Here is a 14,601-nt window from a genome sequence, read left to right as displayed (position 1 = left end):
GCGTATAATCAAGGGCATAGTCCGTCTTGTTTAGAAAGTAGGTGTTCGTTTGATCACAAAAAAAGAAATCACGAAAACGATTAAGGAACAGTCCAAAGAAACGCTCGAGGAGTTACTCGCCAAAGGGGATTCCTTGAAAGAAGAAATCGCCAGTGCGGTTACACACGGGCTCGGTGTCATCTTCAGTATCGTGGCACTCGTGTTGCTCGTGTTACAGGCGACGAAATCCGGTAGTGCATGGAACATCACGGCGGTCAGCATCTTTGGCGCGACGATGATTTTACTTTATCTGTTCTCGACATTGATGCATTCGCTGATGCATACGAAAGCGAACAAAGTCCTGCAAATTCTAGATCACGCAGGCATCTATCTCTTGATTGCAGGGAGTTACACACCGTTCGCGTTGATTACGTTACGCGGACCACTTGGTTGGACGTTGCTCGGCATCGTCTGGGGCGTCGGGACACTCGGGATGATTTGGAAACTCTATTCGACGGGGAAACACGTCTGGATTTCGAACGTTTCTTATTTGGTGCTCGGCTGGTGTTGTCTCTTCGCCATTAAACCGATTTATGAAGCACTTGGTTTACAAGGGTTCTTGTTACTACTCGGCGGTGGACTCGCGTACTCACTCGGCGTCATCTTTTACGTTTGGGCTCGTTTGCCGTACAATCATGCGATTTGGCATCTGTTTGTTCTCGCAGGAAGTGTCTTGATTTTCCTTTCGATTTTCTATTACGTGGCACCGGCACCGATGTCATGAAGAAACTTCGCTTGCGGGACTGGCTTCCCTTTTCACTTTATTTATTGTTCGGACTCGGATTGCTCCTTTATTTCCGCTTGTCGGGGATGATGGAGCAATTTGATTTAGAGGCGTTGTCGAACTGGATTCTCGCGCAAGGCTTTCCCGGCATGCTCCTGTATGTCCTCGCCTATACGATCCGTCCACTCGTCTTTTTCCCGGCGAGCTTACTGACGATGTTCGGCGGTTATACCTATGGTCCGTGGCTCGGCACGTTGCTTGACGTCATCGGCGCCGGGACAGGCAGTTTACTCAGTTTTTGGATTGCCCGTCTGCTCGGACGGCGCGCTGTCGAGAAAATCATTGGGACCGGTAAGCTGACGGTATTCGACGACCGGATTGCTTCGAACGGTTTCACGGTCGTCCTACTTGTCCGCTTGATTCCATTGTTTCCATTTGATGCAATCAGTTATGCGTCCGGTCTATCGAAAATTAAATTTAAGCAGTTTGCACTTGCAAGTTATCTCGGTATCATTCCTGGGGCGTTCGTTTACAACAACATCGGGGCGAGTCTGCGCGATCCATTTTCGTGGCAATTTTTCTTAGCTGTCTTTTTATACGTATTGTTTTTTGCAGTTGGTTTTTTTGCACAACGATCTTTACGAAAAAAACAAAAGAGAGAGCATATGTAAGCGCTTTATGTCATAATATGAGTGCAGTGATGTGAACCGATACGGTAAAACAGCCTAGCATTTATTTAGGGGGAATAATGAGTGATGGAACGAGTACTACGGGATGGTTTTATCTTCTTATCGCAGAATAAGACATTGAATGGATTAGCGAAACGATATGGTCTGAAGTTTGGGGCTGGTCGCTTCGTGGCGGGGGATTCACTCGAAGCATCGAAACGGGCGATTCAAGATTTGAATGCAAAAGGATTATGTGTGACGATGGATCACCTCGGTGAGTTCATCTCGACTGGAGCCGAAGCGGAGATGATGACGCAAGAATGTATCCGTGCCGTCGAAATGATTGCGGAAGAGAAATTAGACTCGCAACTTTCACTAAAGTTAACGTCACTTGGCCTTGATATTTCAGATCAATTAATTCGATCGAACATGGAACGGATATTGACACGGGCGAAAGAGCTCGGCGTATTCGTGACCATCGACATGGAAGATGAACCACGTTGTGAAAAAACGATTCAATTGTTTGAAGAGTTGCGTCAATCGTTTGATAACATTGGTACCGTCATTCAGTCTTACCTCTATCGTTCAGAAGACGACATCAAACGGGTCGGACGGTTTGAAACGAACCTCCGCATCGTCAAAGGGGCATACAAGGAGCCGGCGACGGTCGCCTTCCCGGAAAAAGAAGATGTCGACCACAACTACATCAAACTCGTAAAACTTCAATTGTCACTCGGAAATTATGCTGCGGTCGCGACGCATGACGACGCGATGATTGAACAAATCATTCGCTACGCGAAGGAAAATGGAATCGGAAATGATAAGTTCGAATTCCAGATGCTGTACGGCATCCGCGTCGAACGTCAGCTTGAGCTCGTGAAGCTCGGTTATAAAGTCCGTGTCTACGTCCCGTATGGCCGTGACTGGTACGGTTACTTCATGCGCCGTTTAGCAGAACGTCCGGCAAACGTCGCGTTCGTCCTTAAAGGAATGGTCAAAGGGTAATCGAAACAACAGGGATGGAGCTGTCATGGCTTCATCTTTTTGTTTTATTGTTTGAAATTTTTTTCTATCCCCGTGCTTTTCGTAGCTAATCTGGCTGGGAGACTCAAAAGAAATCACTCGTTATTCATGCACTTTCCTCAGGCGAGACACAAGCCAGACTTTGCTATTCGCAAGTCGGGTCTTGTTTGTCTCTGTCAGCGCAAAAAAATGCGCTTTTTCCTGTAGGAGTTGCATGAATCGAGTGATTTTTTCTACTTGATACGTGTCAGCAGATGAACGATTATGTTGAATGGGTTATCAGCAAACAGACGTGTCCACTCGACTTCTACGGGAAAAGGAAGCGTAGCTTCCGTCAGGGACAGGCAAGACCCGATCATCGCTAGATGGCAGCTAGCTTGCGTCCCGCCCGAGAAAAGCGGGTGGACATACGTCTGTTATAGAGACCCGATTTTCTTTAATTTCGTGTCCGAAACGCAAACAAACACGAAAACGCATGCGCTTGATCGAGTAACCGGTGACCGGTCAACACAGCCCCTTCTTTTTGAATGACTGCTTCGTCAAGCAATGTCCAGCCGAGTTCTTCTGCCAGTTGGACGAGTTCCCACGGCATCATCGTATTGCCCATCGGTGCATCTTCCCCGTACAGCCGACGATAGGCTAAAGCCCGTGGTGCTGCTGTCGGTCCGAGCAGACTGATGACGACAATTGGTGCAACCCGCTCGATTTCCTGAAGGACTGCGAGCGGACGCGTCGACCACTCGAGTGAGTTGACGGCGAGGACGGCGTCAAACGCATCATCTACAAACGGTAACGCTTCACCGGTGCCGATGACAAAGTCGAGGGTCGGTGATTTGTCACGGGCAATCCGAATCATTTCCTCCGATAAATCAAGTCCCGTCATGTCAAAAGAATCCGCCAGCAAGCGGCAGGCCGCTCCGTCGCCACAGCCTAAATCAAGCATCTTGCCAGCGGTGATGACCGACGTTAAGAAAGGAATGATCGTTTTACGACTCCCTTGTGTCCACATCATTTCCGAGCGTTCTGCCCAGTCCGTCGCCTTCTGATCCCACAGTTGTTCCGTCTGTTTCATGACATCTCCCCCTTGTTTCTTTTAGTCTAACAGGAAAATTTGACCAAAACGTGATTTTTTATTGCTACTGAATCATTATTCATTTATGATGGAGATGTAGAAGAAGCAGGGGAAAGATTGATGGGCTTCTTTTTTTGTCAGAATAATGAATGGTTGTTCATTCAATTACTAGTCAGGGGGTATATCATGGCGAGTCAGATCGGTCAGCCGACCACACTTAAATTGACGAAACATATTCAATTCGCCGTCATCATCGGTTCAGGGGTCATGGGTGCAGGAATCGCGGCACACCTCGCGAATGCGGGAATTCGGACATTGATGCTTGATATCGTACCAAAAGAACTTACGGCACAGGAAGAAAAACAAGGACTTACGTTATCGGACAGAGCCGTCCGAAACCGGATCGCACGGGAAAACCGTCAAAAGTTGCTGAAACAAAATCCGGCACCGCTCGCTTCAAAGTCGTTGATCGACTTAATCGAAGTCGGAAATCTTGAAGACGACCTCGAACGCTTGAAGGAAGCGGACTGGATCGTCGAAGTCATCGTTGAACGTTTGGATGTCAAACAACAACTGTTTGCGACGATTGAACCGTTCCTCCGTGAAGATGCGATCGTCAGCTCGAATACGTCAGGGATCTCGATCGAAGCGATGCGTGAAGGACGCTCGGCATCATTTAATGCACGGTTCCTTGGCACACACTTCTTTAACCCACCACGTTACCTCAAGCTACTCGAATTGATTCCGACGACGGACACGAATCCGGAAGTCGTCCGCTTCATGAAACAATTCGCGGAAGAGCGTCTTGGAAAAGGTGTCGTCATCGCGAAGGACACACCGAACTTCATCGGCAACCGGATCGGGACATATGGTCTGCTCGTGACGATGGAAGAGATGAAAAAAGGCGGCTATACGATCGGAGAAGTCGACTCCGTGACGGGACCGTTACTCGGTCGTCCGAGCTCAGCGACATTCCGGACGCTTGACGTCGTCGGAATCGATACGTTCGTCCATGTAGCGAACAACGTCTATGATCTGTTACCGGAAGGTCCTGAAAAAGATACGTTTGAAGTACCGGCGGAAATGAAGCGACTCGTCGCAGAAGGTTCGCTCGGTGCTAAATCAGGACAAGGTTTCTATAAGAAAGTCGGGAAACAAATCCTTGAACTCGATGTGAACTCATTTGAATACGTTGAAAAGAAAGCGCTTACTGAACCGTCGATCGGTCAGGCGAAAGCTCTTCCCGGTGCCAAAAATAAATTGAAAGCCGTTGTTTTTGCGAACGACCGTGTCGGTGCACTCCTCTGGCCGATCCATGCGAAGACACTGCTCTACTCGGCACAACTGACACATGAAATCGCGGATGATATCAAAGCAATCGATGAAGCGATGAAATGGGGCTTCGGTTGGAAGATGGGACCATTCGAGACATGGGACGCACTCGGTGTCGAAAAGACCGTCGCGAAAATGAAGCAGGATGGTTACGACGTCCCGGCATGGGTCGACGAGATGCTTGCGTCAGGCAGCACAAGTTTCTACAACGAAAATGGTCAGCATTATGATGCGACGAGTAAAACGTATGTCGGCAGCGAACAGAACCCGAAAGAAATCCGCTTACGTGACGTCCGCAAGTCGAACGGCGTTTTGCTTGAGAACAACGGTGCCCGTTTACTGGATGTCGGAGATGACGTGGCCGTGCTTGAGTTTACGTCGAAGAGTAATGCAATCGGCGTCGACATCATGCAGATGATTGAACAATCGATTGACCTCGTCGAAAAAAATCACCGTGGACTCGTCATCGCGAACGACGGTAAAAACTTCTGTGTCGGTGCGAACCTCGCGATGATGCTGATGGAAGCAGAAGATGAAAACTGGTTCGAGCTGGACTGGATCATCAATAAATTCCAGCAATCGATTCAAAAGATTCGTTACGCGTCACGCCCGGTCGTCGCAGCACCACAAGGGATGACGCTCGGTGGCGGAACGGAGATTTCACTTCCGGCAGCCCGCCTGCAAGCAGGACTCGAAACTTACATGGGGCTCGTCGAAGTCGGTGTCGGCCTGATTCCAGGTGGTGGCGGAAACGTCAACACGTACCGTCGTTTACTTGAAAATACGCCGGATGGTTTAGTGAATATCGAAAAAGCAGCGCAAAAGACATTTGAAAACGTCGCGATGGCAAAAGTCTCGAAATCAGCGTTCGAAGCACGCGAACTCGGCTTTGTCCGCTCTGTCGACCAGATTTCGATGAACCGGGATCACTTGACGTATGATGCGAAACAACTTGTCCTCGAGCTCGACCGGATAGGCTATACGCCACCTGCTAAATCCTTGATTCCAGTCGTCGGCCGGACAGGGAAAGCGACGCTTGAGCTGGCAACGCGGGAAATGTTCTATGGCGGTTATGTCTCGGAGCATGACCTGAAGATCGCGAACAAGTTAGCGCATGTCATCGCGGGCGGAAACGTTGCGTTCGGCACACACGTCGATGAGCAATATATGCTCGACCTTGAACGGGAAGCCTTCTTGAGCTTGATCGGAGAGATGAAAACACAACAACGGATGCAGCATATGCTTGTCAAAGGCAAGCCGCTTCGTAACTGACTGGGGGGGATTCGAATGAAAGAAGCAGTAATCGTCGCTGGTGCGCGGACACCAGTCGGTAAAGCAAAAAAAGGGTCATTTAAAGCGATGCGTTCTGATGAACTCGCAGGAATCGCGATTAAGGAAACGTTGAAGCGTTCGAAATATGAGGGAACAATCGATGATGTCATTCTCGGTTGTGCTCTCCCGGAAGCGGAGCAAGGGATGAACATCGCCCGCTACGCGTCCGTCCTTGGTGGCTTGTCACACGAAGTACCGGCCATCACGATCAACCGGTACTGCTCGTCCGGTCTGCAATCGATCGCGGATGCGTCGATGAAGATCATGACCGGTCAAGCGACGGCCGTCATCGCTGGTGGACTCGAGTCGATGAGTCAAATCCCGATGCCGGGACACGTCGTTCGTCCAAACCCGTCAATCGTCGAATCGGAACCTGAATATTATATGAGCATGGGGCATACGGCAGAGCAAGTCGCAGCGACGTATCACGTCTCACGTGAAGATCAAGATGCCTTTGCCTTACGCAGTCATCAAAAAGCGGCAGCCGCGATTGCAGCCGGTAAGTTCACGGATGAAATCGTGCCCGTCACGGTGACGGAATACGTCGTCAACGATGACATGAAGGTCGAAGAAAAATCCTGGGTCGTTCAGCATGACGAAGGCGTCCGGGCAGACTCTTCAAAAGAAGGCTTGGCAAAACTCCGTCCGGTCTTCCGGCTTGGTGGCAGTGTCACGGCCGGGAACTCGTCACAAACATCAGACGGGGCAGCAGCCGTACTCGTGATGGAGCGTGAGGAAGCAGAGCGTCAAGGGCTGCCGATTCTCGGGAAGTTCAAGTCGTTTGCCGTCGGCGGTGTTCGTCCGGAAGTCATGGGAATCGGACCCGTCGTCGCGATTCCGAAAGCCCTTGAACTCGCAGGAATCACACTCGAAGACGTCGGCTTGATTGAATTGAATGAAGCGTTCGCCTCACAATCCCTTGGTGTCATCCGTGAGCTCGGTCTCAACGAAGACATCGTCAACGTCAACGGGGGAGCGATCGCACTCGGTCATCCACTCGGCTGTACGGGAACAAAACTGACATTATCACTCTTACATGAAATGAAACGCCGCAACGCGAAATATGGTGTCGTCTCGATGTGTATTGGCGGCGGCATGGGTGCTGCCGGTGTATTCGAATTAGTTGAAGGAGGAACAGGACAATGAGCCAAACGACAAACGAATTGATTAAAGGTGGAAGTTTTGTACTGGATGAATTAAAAGCAGAGCGTCTCTTTACACCGGAGGATTTTTCAGAAGAACATAAAATGGTTGGTGACATGACGGCGAAATTCGTCGAAGATCGTGTCGTTCCAGTACTTGACCGGATCGAAAAACATGAGTTCGAACTTTCAGTCGGTCTCTTGCGTGAAGCAGGCGAGCTCGGTCTTCTCGGGGCAGACGTTCCGGAAGAATACGGCGGCTACCAAATGGATAAAATCTCGTCTTCGATCATCACAGAAAAATTCGCACGTGGTCGTTCATTCGCCCTCAGCTACGGCGCACACGTCGGGATCGGTTCACTCCCAATCGTCTTCTTCGGAAACGAAGAGCAAAAACAAAAGTACTTGCCGAAACTCTCGTCAGGTGAATGGATTGCGTCATACGCATTGACAGAACCGGGCTCGGGGTCAGATGCACTCGGGGCGAAGACGACAGCTGTCTTGAACGAAGCCGGGACACACTATATCTTGAACGGTGAAAAACAATGGATCACGAATGCCGGTTTCGCCAGTCTGTTCGTCGTCTATGCGAAAATCGATGGCGATAAATTCACGGCATTCCTCGTCGAGGGTGAGTACCCGGGCGTCTCGACAGGTCTGGAAGAGCAAAAAATGGGCATCAAAGGGTCATCGACACGGACATTGATTTTAGAAGATGCGGAAGTACCGGTCGAAAACGTCCTCGGTGAAATCGGGCGCGGGCACGTCATCGCCTTTAACATCTTGAACGTCGGGCGTTACAAACTCGCTGTCGGTGCCGTCGGTTCATCTAAACGCGCGATCGATCTCGCCGTTCAGTATGCGAACGAACGGAAACAATTCAAAACACCGATCAGCTCGTTCCCATTGATTCAAGAGAAACTGGCGACGATGTCAGCCCAAACGTATGCGATGGAAAGCTCAGTTTACCGGACAGGCGGTCTCTTCCAAGATAGTCTCGATCAGCTGTCGGAAGAAGAAAGTAAAGACGGCAAACGCGTCGCTGATTCGATTGCCGAGTACGCGATTGAATGTTCGATGAACAAAGTCTTTGCGTCCGAGACATTTGATTATGTCATCGATGAGGCGGTTCAAATCCACGGCGGATATGGTTTCATGGCGGAGTATGAAGTCGAAAACATGTACCGTGATTCACGGATCAACCGGATCTTCGAAGGAACAAACGAAATCAACCGTCTGCTTGTTCCTGGTACGCTCTTGAAGAAAGCGATGAAAGGCGAGTTACCACTCTTAGCGGAAGCGCAGCGCCTCCAACAGGAAGTCATGAGCTTCATGCCGACAGAAGTCGGAACAGAACCGCTCGACCGGGAACGTCACTTGCTCGCGATGATGAAAAAGATCTTCTTATTGACGGCTGGAACGGCTGTTCAAAAATATCAAGATAAGTTACAAGGCGAACAGGAAATTCTCGCGAACACGGCCGATATCATGAGTGCAATCTATGCGCTCGAGTCAGCCATCGTCCGGACAGAAAAAGCGATCGCTTCAAAAGGCGCCGAGAAGAGCGAACTCAAAATCCGTTATACGGAAGTCTTCGCACAACAGGCATTCGAAGGTGTTGAACGTGACGCGAAAGAAACACTCTACGCAGCAGCAAGTGGAGACGAGTTACGGATGTTACTGTCGGCACTGAAGAAATTCAGCCGTTACCAACCAATCAACTCAATCGGCACGAAACGTGCGATTGCGAAACGTTTGATTGAAGCTAACAAATATCTCGTCTAAGTCAGGTTTACGAGTTCGCCTTTGCAGGGAAAATCTCTGTTAAGGCGAATTTTTTTGAGGAGGGAATAGCGATGCGTGAAGATGTAAAAGAACTTCAGTTTGCAGTCGACTACTACAAATCGCTCGAGCGTTTATCGGATGAAGAGTGGCAGTCGCCGCTCGCGATCGATAAATGGACGGTACAGGAGTGTGTCGGCCATTTGTTCTTGTGGGACCGGTATTACCTCGATCATGCCGTCGCGAAGCTCCCTGACGATCGACTGACGTTAGTCGAGACGGACTTTGATGAGTTCAACCGGTTAGCGGTCGAGTATGCGCATCATGTCGACGCATTGACGTTACTGAAAAAAGCAATCGCGGTTCGAAGCGATCTCGTGACGCAACTCGGACGGTTGACGGACGCGCAGTATGAACAGACGTATGAAGGGCGCTTTTGTCCCCGTGAGTTCGTCGCGTCGTTCATCGCTCACGATCACCATCATCAAGATCAAATTGATGCGGCACTCGCGCGCTTGAAGGAACACTGATTTATCTGCTAGTCTTAAAGGTGAGGTGATGAAATATGGTAACGATGTATGGGTATCCAAAGTGCAGTACATGTGTCAAAGCGAAGAAGGCGCTTGAAAACAACGGTGTCGAAGTCGATTACAAACACATCGTCGATGAGACACCAAGTGCCGCGACGATTCGTGAACTCCATCAAAAAAGTGGCGAACCGCTGAAAAAATTCTTTAACACGAGTGGTCAATCCTATCGTGCCGCCGGGCTGAAAGATCGCTTACCCGACTTGTCGGAAGAAGAGCAGTATGCTTTGCTCGCAAGTGACGGGATGCTGTTGAAACGTCCAATCGTCACGGACGGGACAGATGTCACACTTGGATTTAAAGAAGAGATGTATCAAGGAAAATGGTATTAAGAAGCCGATTGAATTTGGTATACTAAAACCGTTAGTCCACTATAGAACACAGGGGGAATCGCAAATGAGTCAAGTCAAAGACAATCTACGGTATTCGGAAGAGCATGAATGGGTCGAAGTAACAGGCAACAAAGCACGAATCGGAATCACGGATTTCGCACAGCACGAACTCGGTGATATCGTGTTCGTTGAGCTTCCAGAAGTCGGAGATACGATCTCAATCAACGAGCCATTCGGTTCGGTTGAATCGGTCAAGACGGTTTCAGAGTTGTACGCACCGATTTCAGGGAAAGTCGTTGCAATCAATGAATCACTCTCCGATTCCCCAGAACTCGTTAACGAATCACCATTTGAAGGTGCATGGATGGTTGATATCGAGCTAGAAGATGAGTCACAAGTTGAAGCATTGATGGATGCTGCGGCATACAAATCAATGATTAACGAGTAATACTTAAAGTAAGACGGACAGGGGTGAAACGATTTCGTTTCATCGCTGTCCTTTTTTTTGTATACTGGCTTCAGAAGCACGGGATAACAGGAGGGGTCAAGATGAAGGAAGTAACAGAAGTACCAGCAAACGGGTTGTTGTATGTCTATGCACCGATGTGCGGCACATGTGCCATCGCCAGTCGGATGCTCGACATCGTCGAAGCGACGAAAGACGAGGAATGGATCCAAAAAGCGAATGGCAATTTCATTCCTGAATTTTTAGAGCAGGCGCAAGTCATGAGTGTGCCGGCATTACTCAAAGTAAAGGATCATCAAGTCGTAGAGCGGTTATATGCGTTCCAAAACGTCCAAAACGTCTTTGCGTTTTGTGCAGAATAACAAGAAAAATCATTGGATGATTTTTCTTTATGTTAAATTGTCGGAATATTTACAATAATTCATTGACAATGACAATTTATGAATGGTATATTCATATCAACTTCTAGAAATGCTTTTATAGGAAGTCTGGCAGAGGTATAGAACTTGATGTTTCTCGTATTTAGAACCATTCAATGACATCCTAAATCTTTTTTTCTGTTTCCCCTTAAGTCGTCCCCCAAAGACGAAGCGGTTCAAAAAAGAGGTGGTGGATTCGAATGGTCGATCTGACTACTGTGACATCTTGCTTTTATAGTTCGAAAGGGCGCCGTCCTCTGATGTGACGAACGAAGAAGTTCGCATCAGAGCTGGGTTTTCCTTCGTTGCATTTCTAACCACATTATTCGTGTTGTCGGTTCTCCGGCAACGCCTTTTTTTTGTTTCCGAAAGATTTTGAAGCTGTCGCCTTGCTAATCAGAATTGTCCCTGCTACAATGCGATTAAGGAAAAATACTTTAATTCATATCCGATTAGTCGGAATTAAAAGCGGGATGCGGAGGACGAAAAGGCATGACAGTACGTTTCATGGATGTATTTACAGAGTGGGCGTCATCTTACGACGACACAGTAACGGGGCAAGATCCGGAGTACAAAGAAGTCTTTCGCCGTTATGACGAAATATTAGAGACGGTCGCTGAAAAAGCGATGTCACCCGTTGCCGAATTTGGCGCAGGAACAGGCAACTTGACGCAACGTTTGCTTGCGCGTCATGAGCAGGTACTGGCGATTGAACCAAGTCCGGAAATGCGCGACATCTTAATCAATAAAATTCCGGCGCTGGCTGTTCAAGATGGTCATTTCTTATCGTTTGAAGCAGCAGATGCAAAAAGTTTTGTCTCGACTTATGCGTTTCATCATTTGACGGATGAAGAAAAAGGACAGGCCGTCGATTTGATGGCAGCGATTTTACCGGCAGACGGAAAGATCGTCTATGCCGATACGATGTTCGTTTCTGAGGCAGCACGTCTAGAAACGATTGCAGAAGCAAAAACTCAAGGGTTTGACAACCTTGCAGAAGATTTAGAACGCGAATTTTATCCACTGCTTCCAGTGATGGAACAGATTTTTACGTCACGCGGATTTAACGTGACATTCACACAATACAATCACTTCGTCTGGCTCATAGAAGCCGAGAAAATGGGGGAATAAATCATGACAATCAAAAAAATGAACGTAGAAAGCTTTAACTTGGACCATACGAAAGTCAAAGCACCATATATTCGTGTAGCAGGCTATAAAGAAGGTAAAGTCGACCAAGTCGTCAAATATGATATTCGTTTCACACAACCGAACGTCGAGCAAATGCCGATGCGTGCGATGCACACACTCGAACATTTACTTGCTGAAAACATCCGCAACTATTCGGACGACGTCATCGATGTTTCGCCAATGGGCTGCCAGACTGGTTTCTACATGGCGATGATGAACTTTGACTCAGTCGAAAAAATGAGTGAACTCGTCGAGAAGACATTGAACGACGTCTTAGCGGCTGAAGTGATTCCGGCACAAAACGAAACGCAATGTGGGTTTGCGAGCGCACACGACCTTAAAGGAGCGAAGCACTATGCCGAGAAAATGCTTGCCGGTCGCGACGAATGGGACATCGTCTTCGGATGATCGCGAAGTCAGTCCGCGACCTCGTCGGAAATACGCCACTGTACGAGATTACTTCGTTCGATTTGCCTGCTGGTACGCGGATTTTGGCGAAGCTCGAATGGATGAACCCTGGGGGCAGCGTCAAAGACCGCCTCGGTATCCAACTCGTTGATGCCGCAATCGAACAGGGTTACGTGACACCAGGCGGAACGATCATCGAACCGACTGCCGGCAACACCGGCATCGGTTTGGCGCTCGCCGCTAAAAAATATGACTTACAGGTCATTTGTGTCGTCCCGGAAAAGTTCAGTCAAGAGAAACAGACGTTGATGCGGGCACTCGGCGCGACTGTCGTCAACACGCCGACTGAACTCGATATGCAAGGCGCAATCGATAAGGCAAAAGAACTCGGACAAACGATTCCGAACAGTTATGTGCCACTCCAATTCGAAAACGAAGAAAACTCGGTCACTTATCAGCGGACACTTGGTCCGGAGCTTGTGGCGGAACTCGGTCACATCGACTGGTTCGTCGCCGGATGCGGATCAGGTGGAACGTTTGCCGGAACGACGGCTTTCTTAAAAGAACGCTTCGGGACAAAAGGGGCAATCGTCGAACCGGAAGGCTCCGTCCTCAACGGAGGGTCAGCCGGACCGCATAAAACAGAAGGAATCGGGACAGCTAAATGGCCGAGTCTCGTTTCTCGTGATTTAGTTGAGGAAATTCATACGATTTCTGATTCGGATGCTTTTACGAAGGTCCATGAACTGGCGGCACGTGAAGGGTTACTCGTCGGCAGTTCAGCAGGAGCGGCACTCGCCGCGGCGCTCGATATCGCCCAGCGCCATCCTGGAAGTACGATTGTCACCGTCTTCGCAGACAGTGCAGAACGGTATTTGAGCCAACAAATCTTTGAAAAGGTGGACGAGACACATGCGTAAAAAAACAGCGTTGATTCACGGAGGAACGGGTGTAGACAAGGCAACGGGTGCCGTTACACCGCCAATCTATCAAACGAGCACATATAAGCAAGAAAAAATCGGTCAATTAAAAGACGGGTATGAGTACTCGCGCACAGCAAACCCGACGCGGACGAGCATCGAACGATTGATTGCTGATCTTGAAGGAGGCGTCCGTGGATTCGCATTCGGATCAGGGATGGCGGCGATCCATGCTGTCTTCAATCTGCTTCAGTCTGGCGACCACATCGTCATGACGGACGACGTCTACGGAGGAACGTTCCGCTTGATGCAACGTGTCCTACCGAAGTTCAACATCGAAGTGACATTCGTCGATACGACGGATCTCAGCGCGACGGAAGCGGCGATTCAGGACAACACGAAGATGCTCTACGTCGAAACACCGACGAACCCGTTATTAAAAGTGACGGACATCGAAGCAATCGCAGCCATCACGCGTCGTCACGACTTGAAGCTCGTCGTCGACAACACGTTCGCGACACCATACTTGCAACAACCAATCGCGCTTGGGGCAGATATCGTGCTGCATAGTGCAACGAAATACATCGGCGGACACTCGGACGTCGTCGCAGGGCTTGTCGTCGTCAACGATGATACGCTCGGCGAAGAACTCCACTTCATCCAAAACTCGACGGGTGGAATTCTCGGACCGCAAGACAGCTTCTTGCTTGTCCGTGGATTACGGACGCTCGGTATCCGGATGGAAGCGATCGAAGAGACAGCACATGAACTTGTCAGCTTCTTGCAAGCGCAAGACGTCGTCTCGAACATCTTCTACCCGGGGCTCGCATCGCATCCCGGTCATGCGATTCAACAAAAACAAGCGACTGGTTTCGGTGGGATGATCAGCTTTGATGTCGGTTCAGCTGCAAATGCAGAGAAACTTGTGGAAGCATCACACTTCTTCACGCTTGCTGAAAGCTTAGGGGCGGTCGAAAGTTTGATTTCCGTTCCGGCACGGATGACACATGCATCGATTCCAGCAGAACGTCGGGCGGAACTCGGCATCACGGATGGTCTCGTCCGGATCTCGGTCGGACTTGAAGATGCAGAGGATTTGAAAGAAGATTTAACGCATGCTTTCAGTCTGCTCGAAAAAGTTTCTGAAAAAACTGTTTGACAAGC

The 14,601-nt window shown here is 49.2% G+C and carries 15 protein-coding genes; 14 read left to right on the top strand and 1 reads right to left on the bottom strand.

Annotated elements, in window-relative coordinates; genetic code table 11:
* The first annotated feature begins 79 nt into the window (after nucleotides 1-79).
* The 3 genes from A0126_RS11595 to A0126_RS11585 all read left to right on the top strand — a co-directional run bounded on the left by A0126_RS11595 (nucleotide 80) and on the right by A0126_RS11585 (nucleotide 2,436).
* On the top strand, nucleotides 80-763 hold the full coding sequence (locus A0126_RS11595) for a PAQR family membrane homeostasis protein TrhA (protein WP_201302359.1): 684 nt from the start codon (nucleotides 80-82) through the stop codon (nucleotides 761-763).
* The gene (locus A0126_RS11590) at nucleotides 760-1,434 is read left to right on the top strand and encodes a TVP38/TMEM64 family protein (RefSeq protein WP_088837713.1); all 675 of its coding nucleotides are present in this window, start codon (nucleotides 760-762) and stop codon (nucleotides 1,432-1,434) included. The genes A0126_RS11595 and A0126_RS11590 overlap by 4 nt, the downstream gene beginning before the upstream one ends.
* Nucleotides 1,435-1,518: 84 nt before the next feature.
* Complete coding sequence (locus A0126_RS11585) at nucleotides 1,519-2,436, top strand: proline dehydrogenase family protein (protein WP_029331301.1); 918 nt, start codon at nucleotides 1,519-1,521, stop codon at nucleotides 2,434-2,436.
* Nucleotides 2,437-2,890: 454 nt separating this feature from the next.
* On the opposite strand, the gene A0126_RS11580 is transcribed toward A0126_RS11585, so the two are convergent.
* Nucleotides 2,891-3,526: a class I SAM-dependent methyltransferase gene (locus A0126_RS11580; RefSeq protein WP_088837712.1), complete on the bottom strand. Its 636-nt coding sequence runs from the start codon at nucleotides 3,524-3,526 to the stop codon at nucleotides 2,891-2,893.
* Nucleotides 3,527-3,712: 186 nt separating this feature from the next.
* Between A0126_RS11580 and A0126_RS11575 the strand changes: the two genes are divergently transcribed.
* The 11 genes from A0126_RS11575 (at nucleotide 3,713) to A0126_RS11525 (ending at nucleotide 14,596) form a co-directional block, all read left to right on the top strand.
* A complete protein-coding gene (locus A0126_RS11575) occupies nucleotides 3,713-6,130 on the top strand; it encodes a 3-hydroxyacyl-CoA dehydrogenase/enoyl-CoA hydratase family protein (protein ID WP_088837711.1) in 2,418 nt (805 codons plus the stop codon).
* 15 nt (nucleotides 6,131-6,145) lie between these two features.
* Complete coding sequence (locus tag A0126_RS11570) at nucleotides 6,146-7,336, top strand: acetyl-CoA C-acetyltransferase (RefSeq protein ID WP_088837710.1); 1,191 nt, start codon at nucleotides 6,146-6,148, stop codon at nucleotides 7,334-7,336.
* Entirely contained in the window at nucleotides 7,333-9,117 is a 1,785-nt protein-coding gene (locus A0126_RS11565; RefSeq protein ID WP_088837709.1) for an acyl-CoA dehydrogenase family protein, read from the top strand. The genes A0126_RS11570 and A0126_RS11565 overlap by 4 nt, the downstream gene beginning before the upstream one ends.
* 71 nt (nucleotides 9,118-9,188) lie before the next feature.
* The gene (locus A0126_RS11560) at nucleotides 9,189-9,644 is read left to right on the top strand and encodes a DinB family protein (protein ID WP_088837708.1); all 456 of its coding nucleotides are present in this window, start codon (nucleotides 9,189-9,191) and stop codon (nucleotides 9,642-9,644) included.
* Between the two features lie 35 nt (nucleotides 9,645-9,679).
* Nucleotides 9,680-10,033: an arsenate reductase family protein gene (locus A0126_RS11555; RefSeq protein WP_088837707.1), complete on the top strand. Its 354-nt coding sequence runs from the start codon at nucleotides 9,680-9,682 to the stop codon at nucleotides 10,031-10,033.
* Nucleotides 10,034-10,097: 64 nt separating this feature from the next.
* Nucleotides 10,098-10,481, top strand: coding sequence for a glycine cleavage system protein GcvH (gene gcvH, locus A0126_RS11550; protein ID WP_029331292.1), 384 nt, complete (start codon nucleotides 10,098-10,100; stop codon nucleotides 10,479-10,481).
* Nucleotides 10,482-10,582: 101 nt separating this feature from the next.
* Nucleotides 10,583-10,861: a thioredoxin family protein gene (locus tag A0126_RS11545; protein WP_029331290.1), complete on the top strand. Its 279-nt coding sequence runs from the start codon at nucleotides 10,583-10,585 to the stop codon at nucleotides 10,859-10,861.
* Between the two features lie 549 nt (nucleotides 10,862-11,410).
* Nucleotides 11,411-12,049 carry a class I SAM-dependent methyltransferase gene (locus tag A0126_RS11540; protein ID WP_088837706.1) on the top strand — a complete coding sequence of 213 codons (639 nt, stop codon included), beginning with the start codon at nucleotides 11,411-11,413 and terminating at the stop codon, nucleotides 12,047-12,049.
* 3 nt (nucleotides 12,050-12,052) lie between these two features.
* Nucleotides 12,053-12,517: an S-ribosylhomocysteine lyase gene (locus tag A0126_RS11535; protein ID WP_088837705.1), complete on the top strand. Its 465-nt coding sequence runs from the start codon at nucleotides 12,053-12,055 to the stop codon at nucleotides 12,515-12,517.
* On the top strand, nucleotides 12,514-13,437 hold the full coding sequence (locus A0126_RS11530; RefSeq protein WP_088837704.1) for a PLP-dependent cysteine synthase family protein: 924 nt from the start codon (nucleotides 12,514-12,516) through the stop codon (nucleotides 13,435-13,437). The genes A0126_RS11535 and A0126_RS11530 overlap by 4 nt, the downstream gene beginning before the upstream one ends.
* Nucleotides 13,430-14,596, top strand: a complete 1,167-nt coding sequence (locus A0126_RS11525) for a bifunctional cystathionine gamma-lyase/homocysteine desulfhydrase (RefSeq protein WP_088837703.1) — start codon at nucleotides 13,430-13,432, stop codon at nucleotides 14,594-14,596. Before A0126_RS11530 ends, A0126_RS11525 begins: the two co-directional genes overlap by 8 nt.
* Nucleotides 14,597-14,601: the final 5 nt, after the last annotated feature.

This window comes from Exiguobacterium sp. N4-1P, assembly GCF_002214325.1.
This window is presented reverse-complemented; position numbering and strand designations above follow the sequence as displayed.

Excerpts from the sequence above, each read along its gene's own strand:
- A0126_RS11585 (WP_029331301.1), top strand. The coding sequence starts at position 1,519 with ATGGAACGAGTACTACGGGATGGTTTTATCTTCTTATCGCAGAATAAG.
- A0126_RS11560 (WP_088837708.1), top strand. The coding sequence starts at position 9,189 with ATGCGTGAAGATGTAAAAGAACTTCAGTTTGCAGTCGACTACTACAAA.
- gcvH (WP_029331292.1), top strand. The coding sequence starts at position 10,098 with ATGAGTCAAGTCAAAGACAATCTACGGTATTCGGAAGAGCATGAATGG.
- A0126_RS11565 (WP_088837709.1), top strand. The coding sequence starts at position 7,333 with ATGAGCCAAACGACAAACGAATTGATTAAAGGTGGAAGTTTTGTACTG.
- A0126_RS11580 (WP_088837712.1), bottom strand. The coding sequence starts at position 3,526 with ATGAAACAGACGGAACAACTGTGGGATCAGAAGGCGACGGACTGGGCA.
- A0126_RS11555 (WP_088837707.1), top strand. The coding sequence starts at position 9,680 with ATGGTAACGATGTATGGGTATCCAAAGTGCAGTACATGTGTCAAAGCG.
- A0126_RS11575 (WP_088837711.1), top strand. The coding sequence starts at position 3,713 with ATGGCGAGTCAGATCGGTCAGCCGACCACACTTAAATTGACGAAACAT.
- A0126_RS11590 (WP_088837713.1), top strand. The coding sequence starts at position 760 with ATGAAGAAACTTCGCTTGCGGGACTGGCTTCCCTTTTCACTTTATTTA.
- A0126_RS11545 (WP_029331290.1), top strand. The coding sequence starts at position 10,583 with ATGAAGGAAGTAACAGAAGTACCAGCAAACGGGTTGTTGTATGTCTAT.
- A0126_RS11570 (WP_088837710.1), top strand. The coding sequence starts at position 6,146 with ATGAAAGAAGCAGTAATCGTCGCTGGTGCGCGGACACCAGTCGGTAAA.
- A0126_RS11535 (WP_088837705.1), top strand. The coding sequence starts at position 12,053 with ATGACAATCAAAAAAATGAACGTAGAAAGCTTTAACTTGGACCATACG.
- A0126_RS11530 (WP_088837704.1), top strand. The coding sequence starts at position 12,514 with ATGATCGCGAAGTCAGTCCGCGACCTCGTCGGAAATACGCCACTGTAC.
- A0126_RS11540 (WP_088837706.1), top strand. The coding sequence starts at position 11,411 with ATGACAGTACGTTTCATGGATGTATTTACAGAGTGGGCGTCATCTTAC.
- A0126_RS11525 (WP_088837703.1), top strand. The coding sequence starts at position 13,430 with ATGCGTAAAAAAACAGCGTTGATTCACGGAGGAACGGGTGTAGACAAG.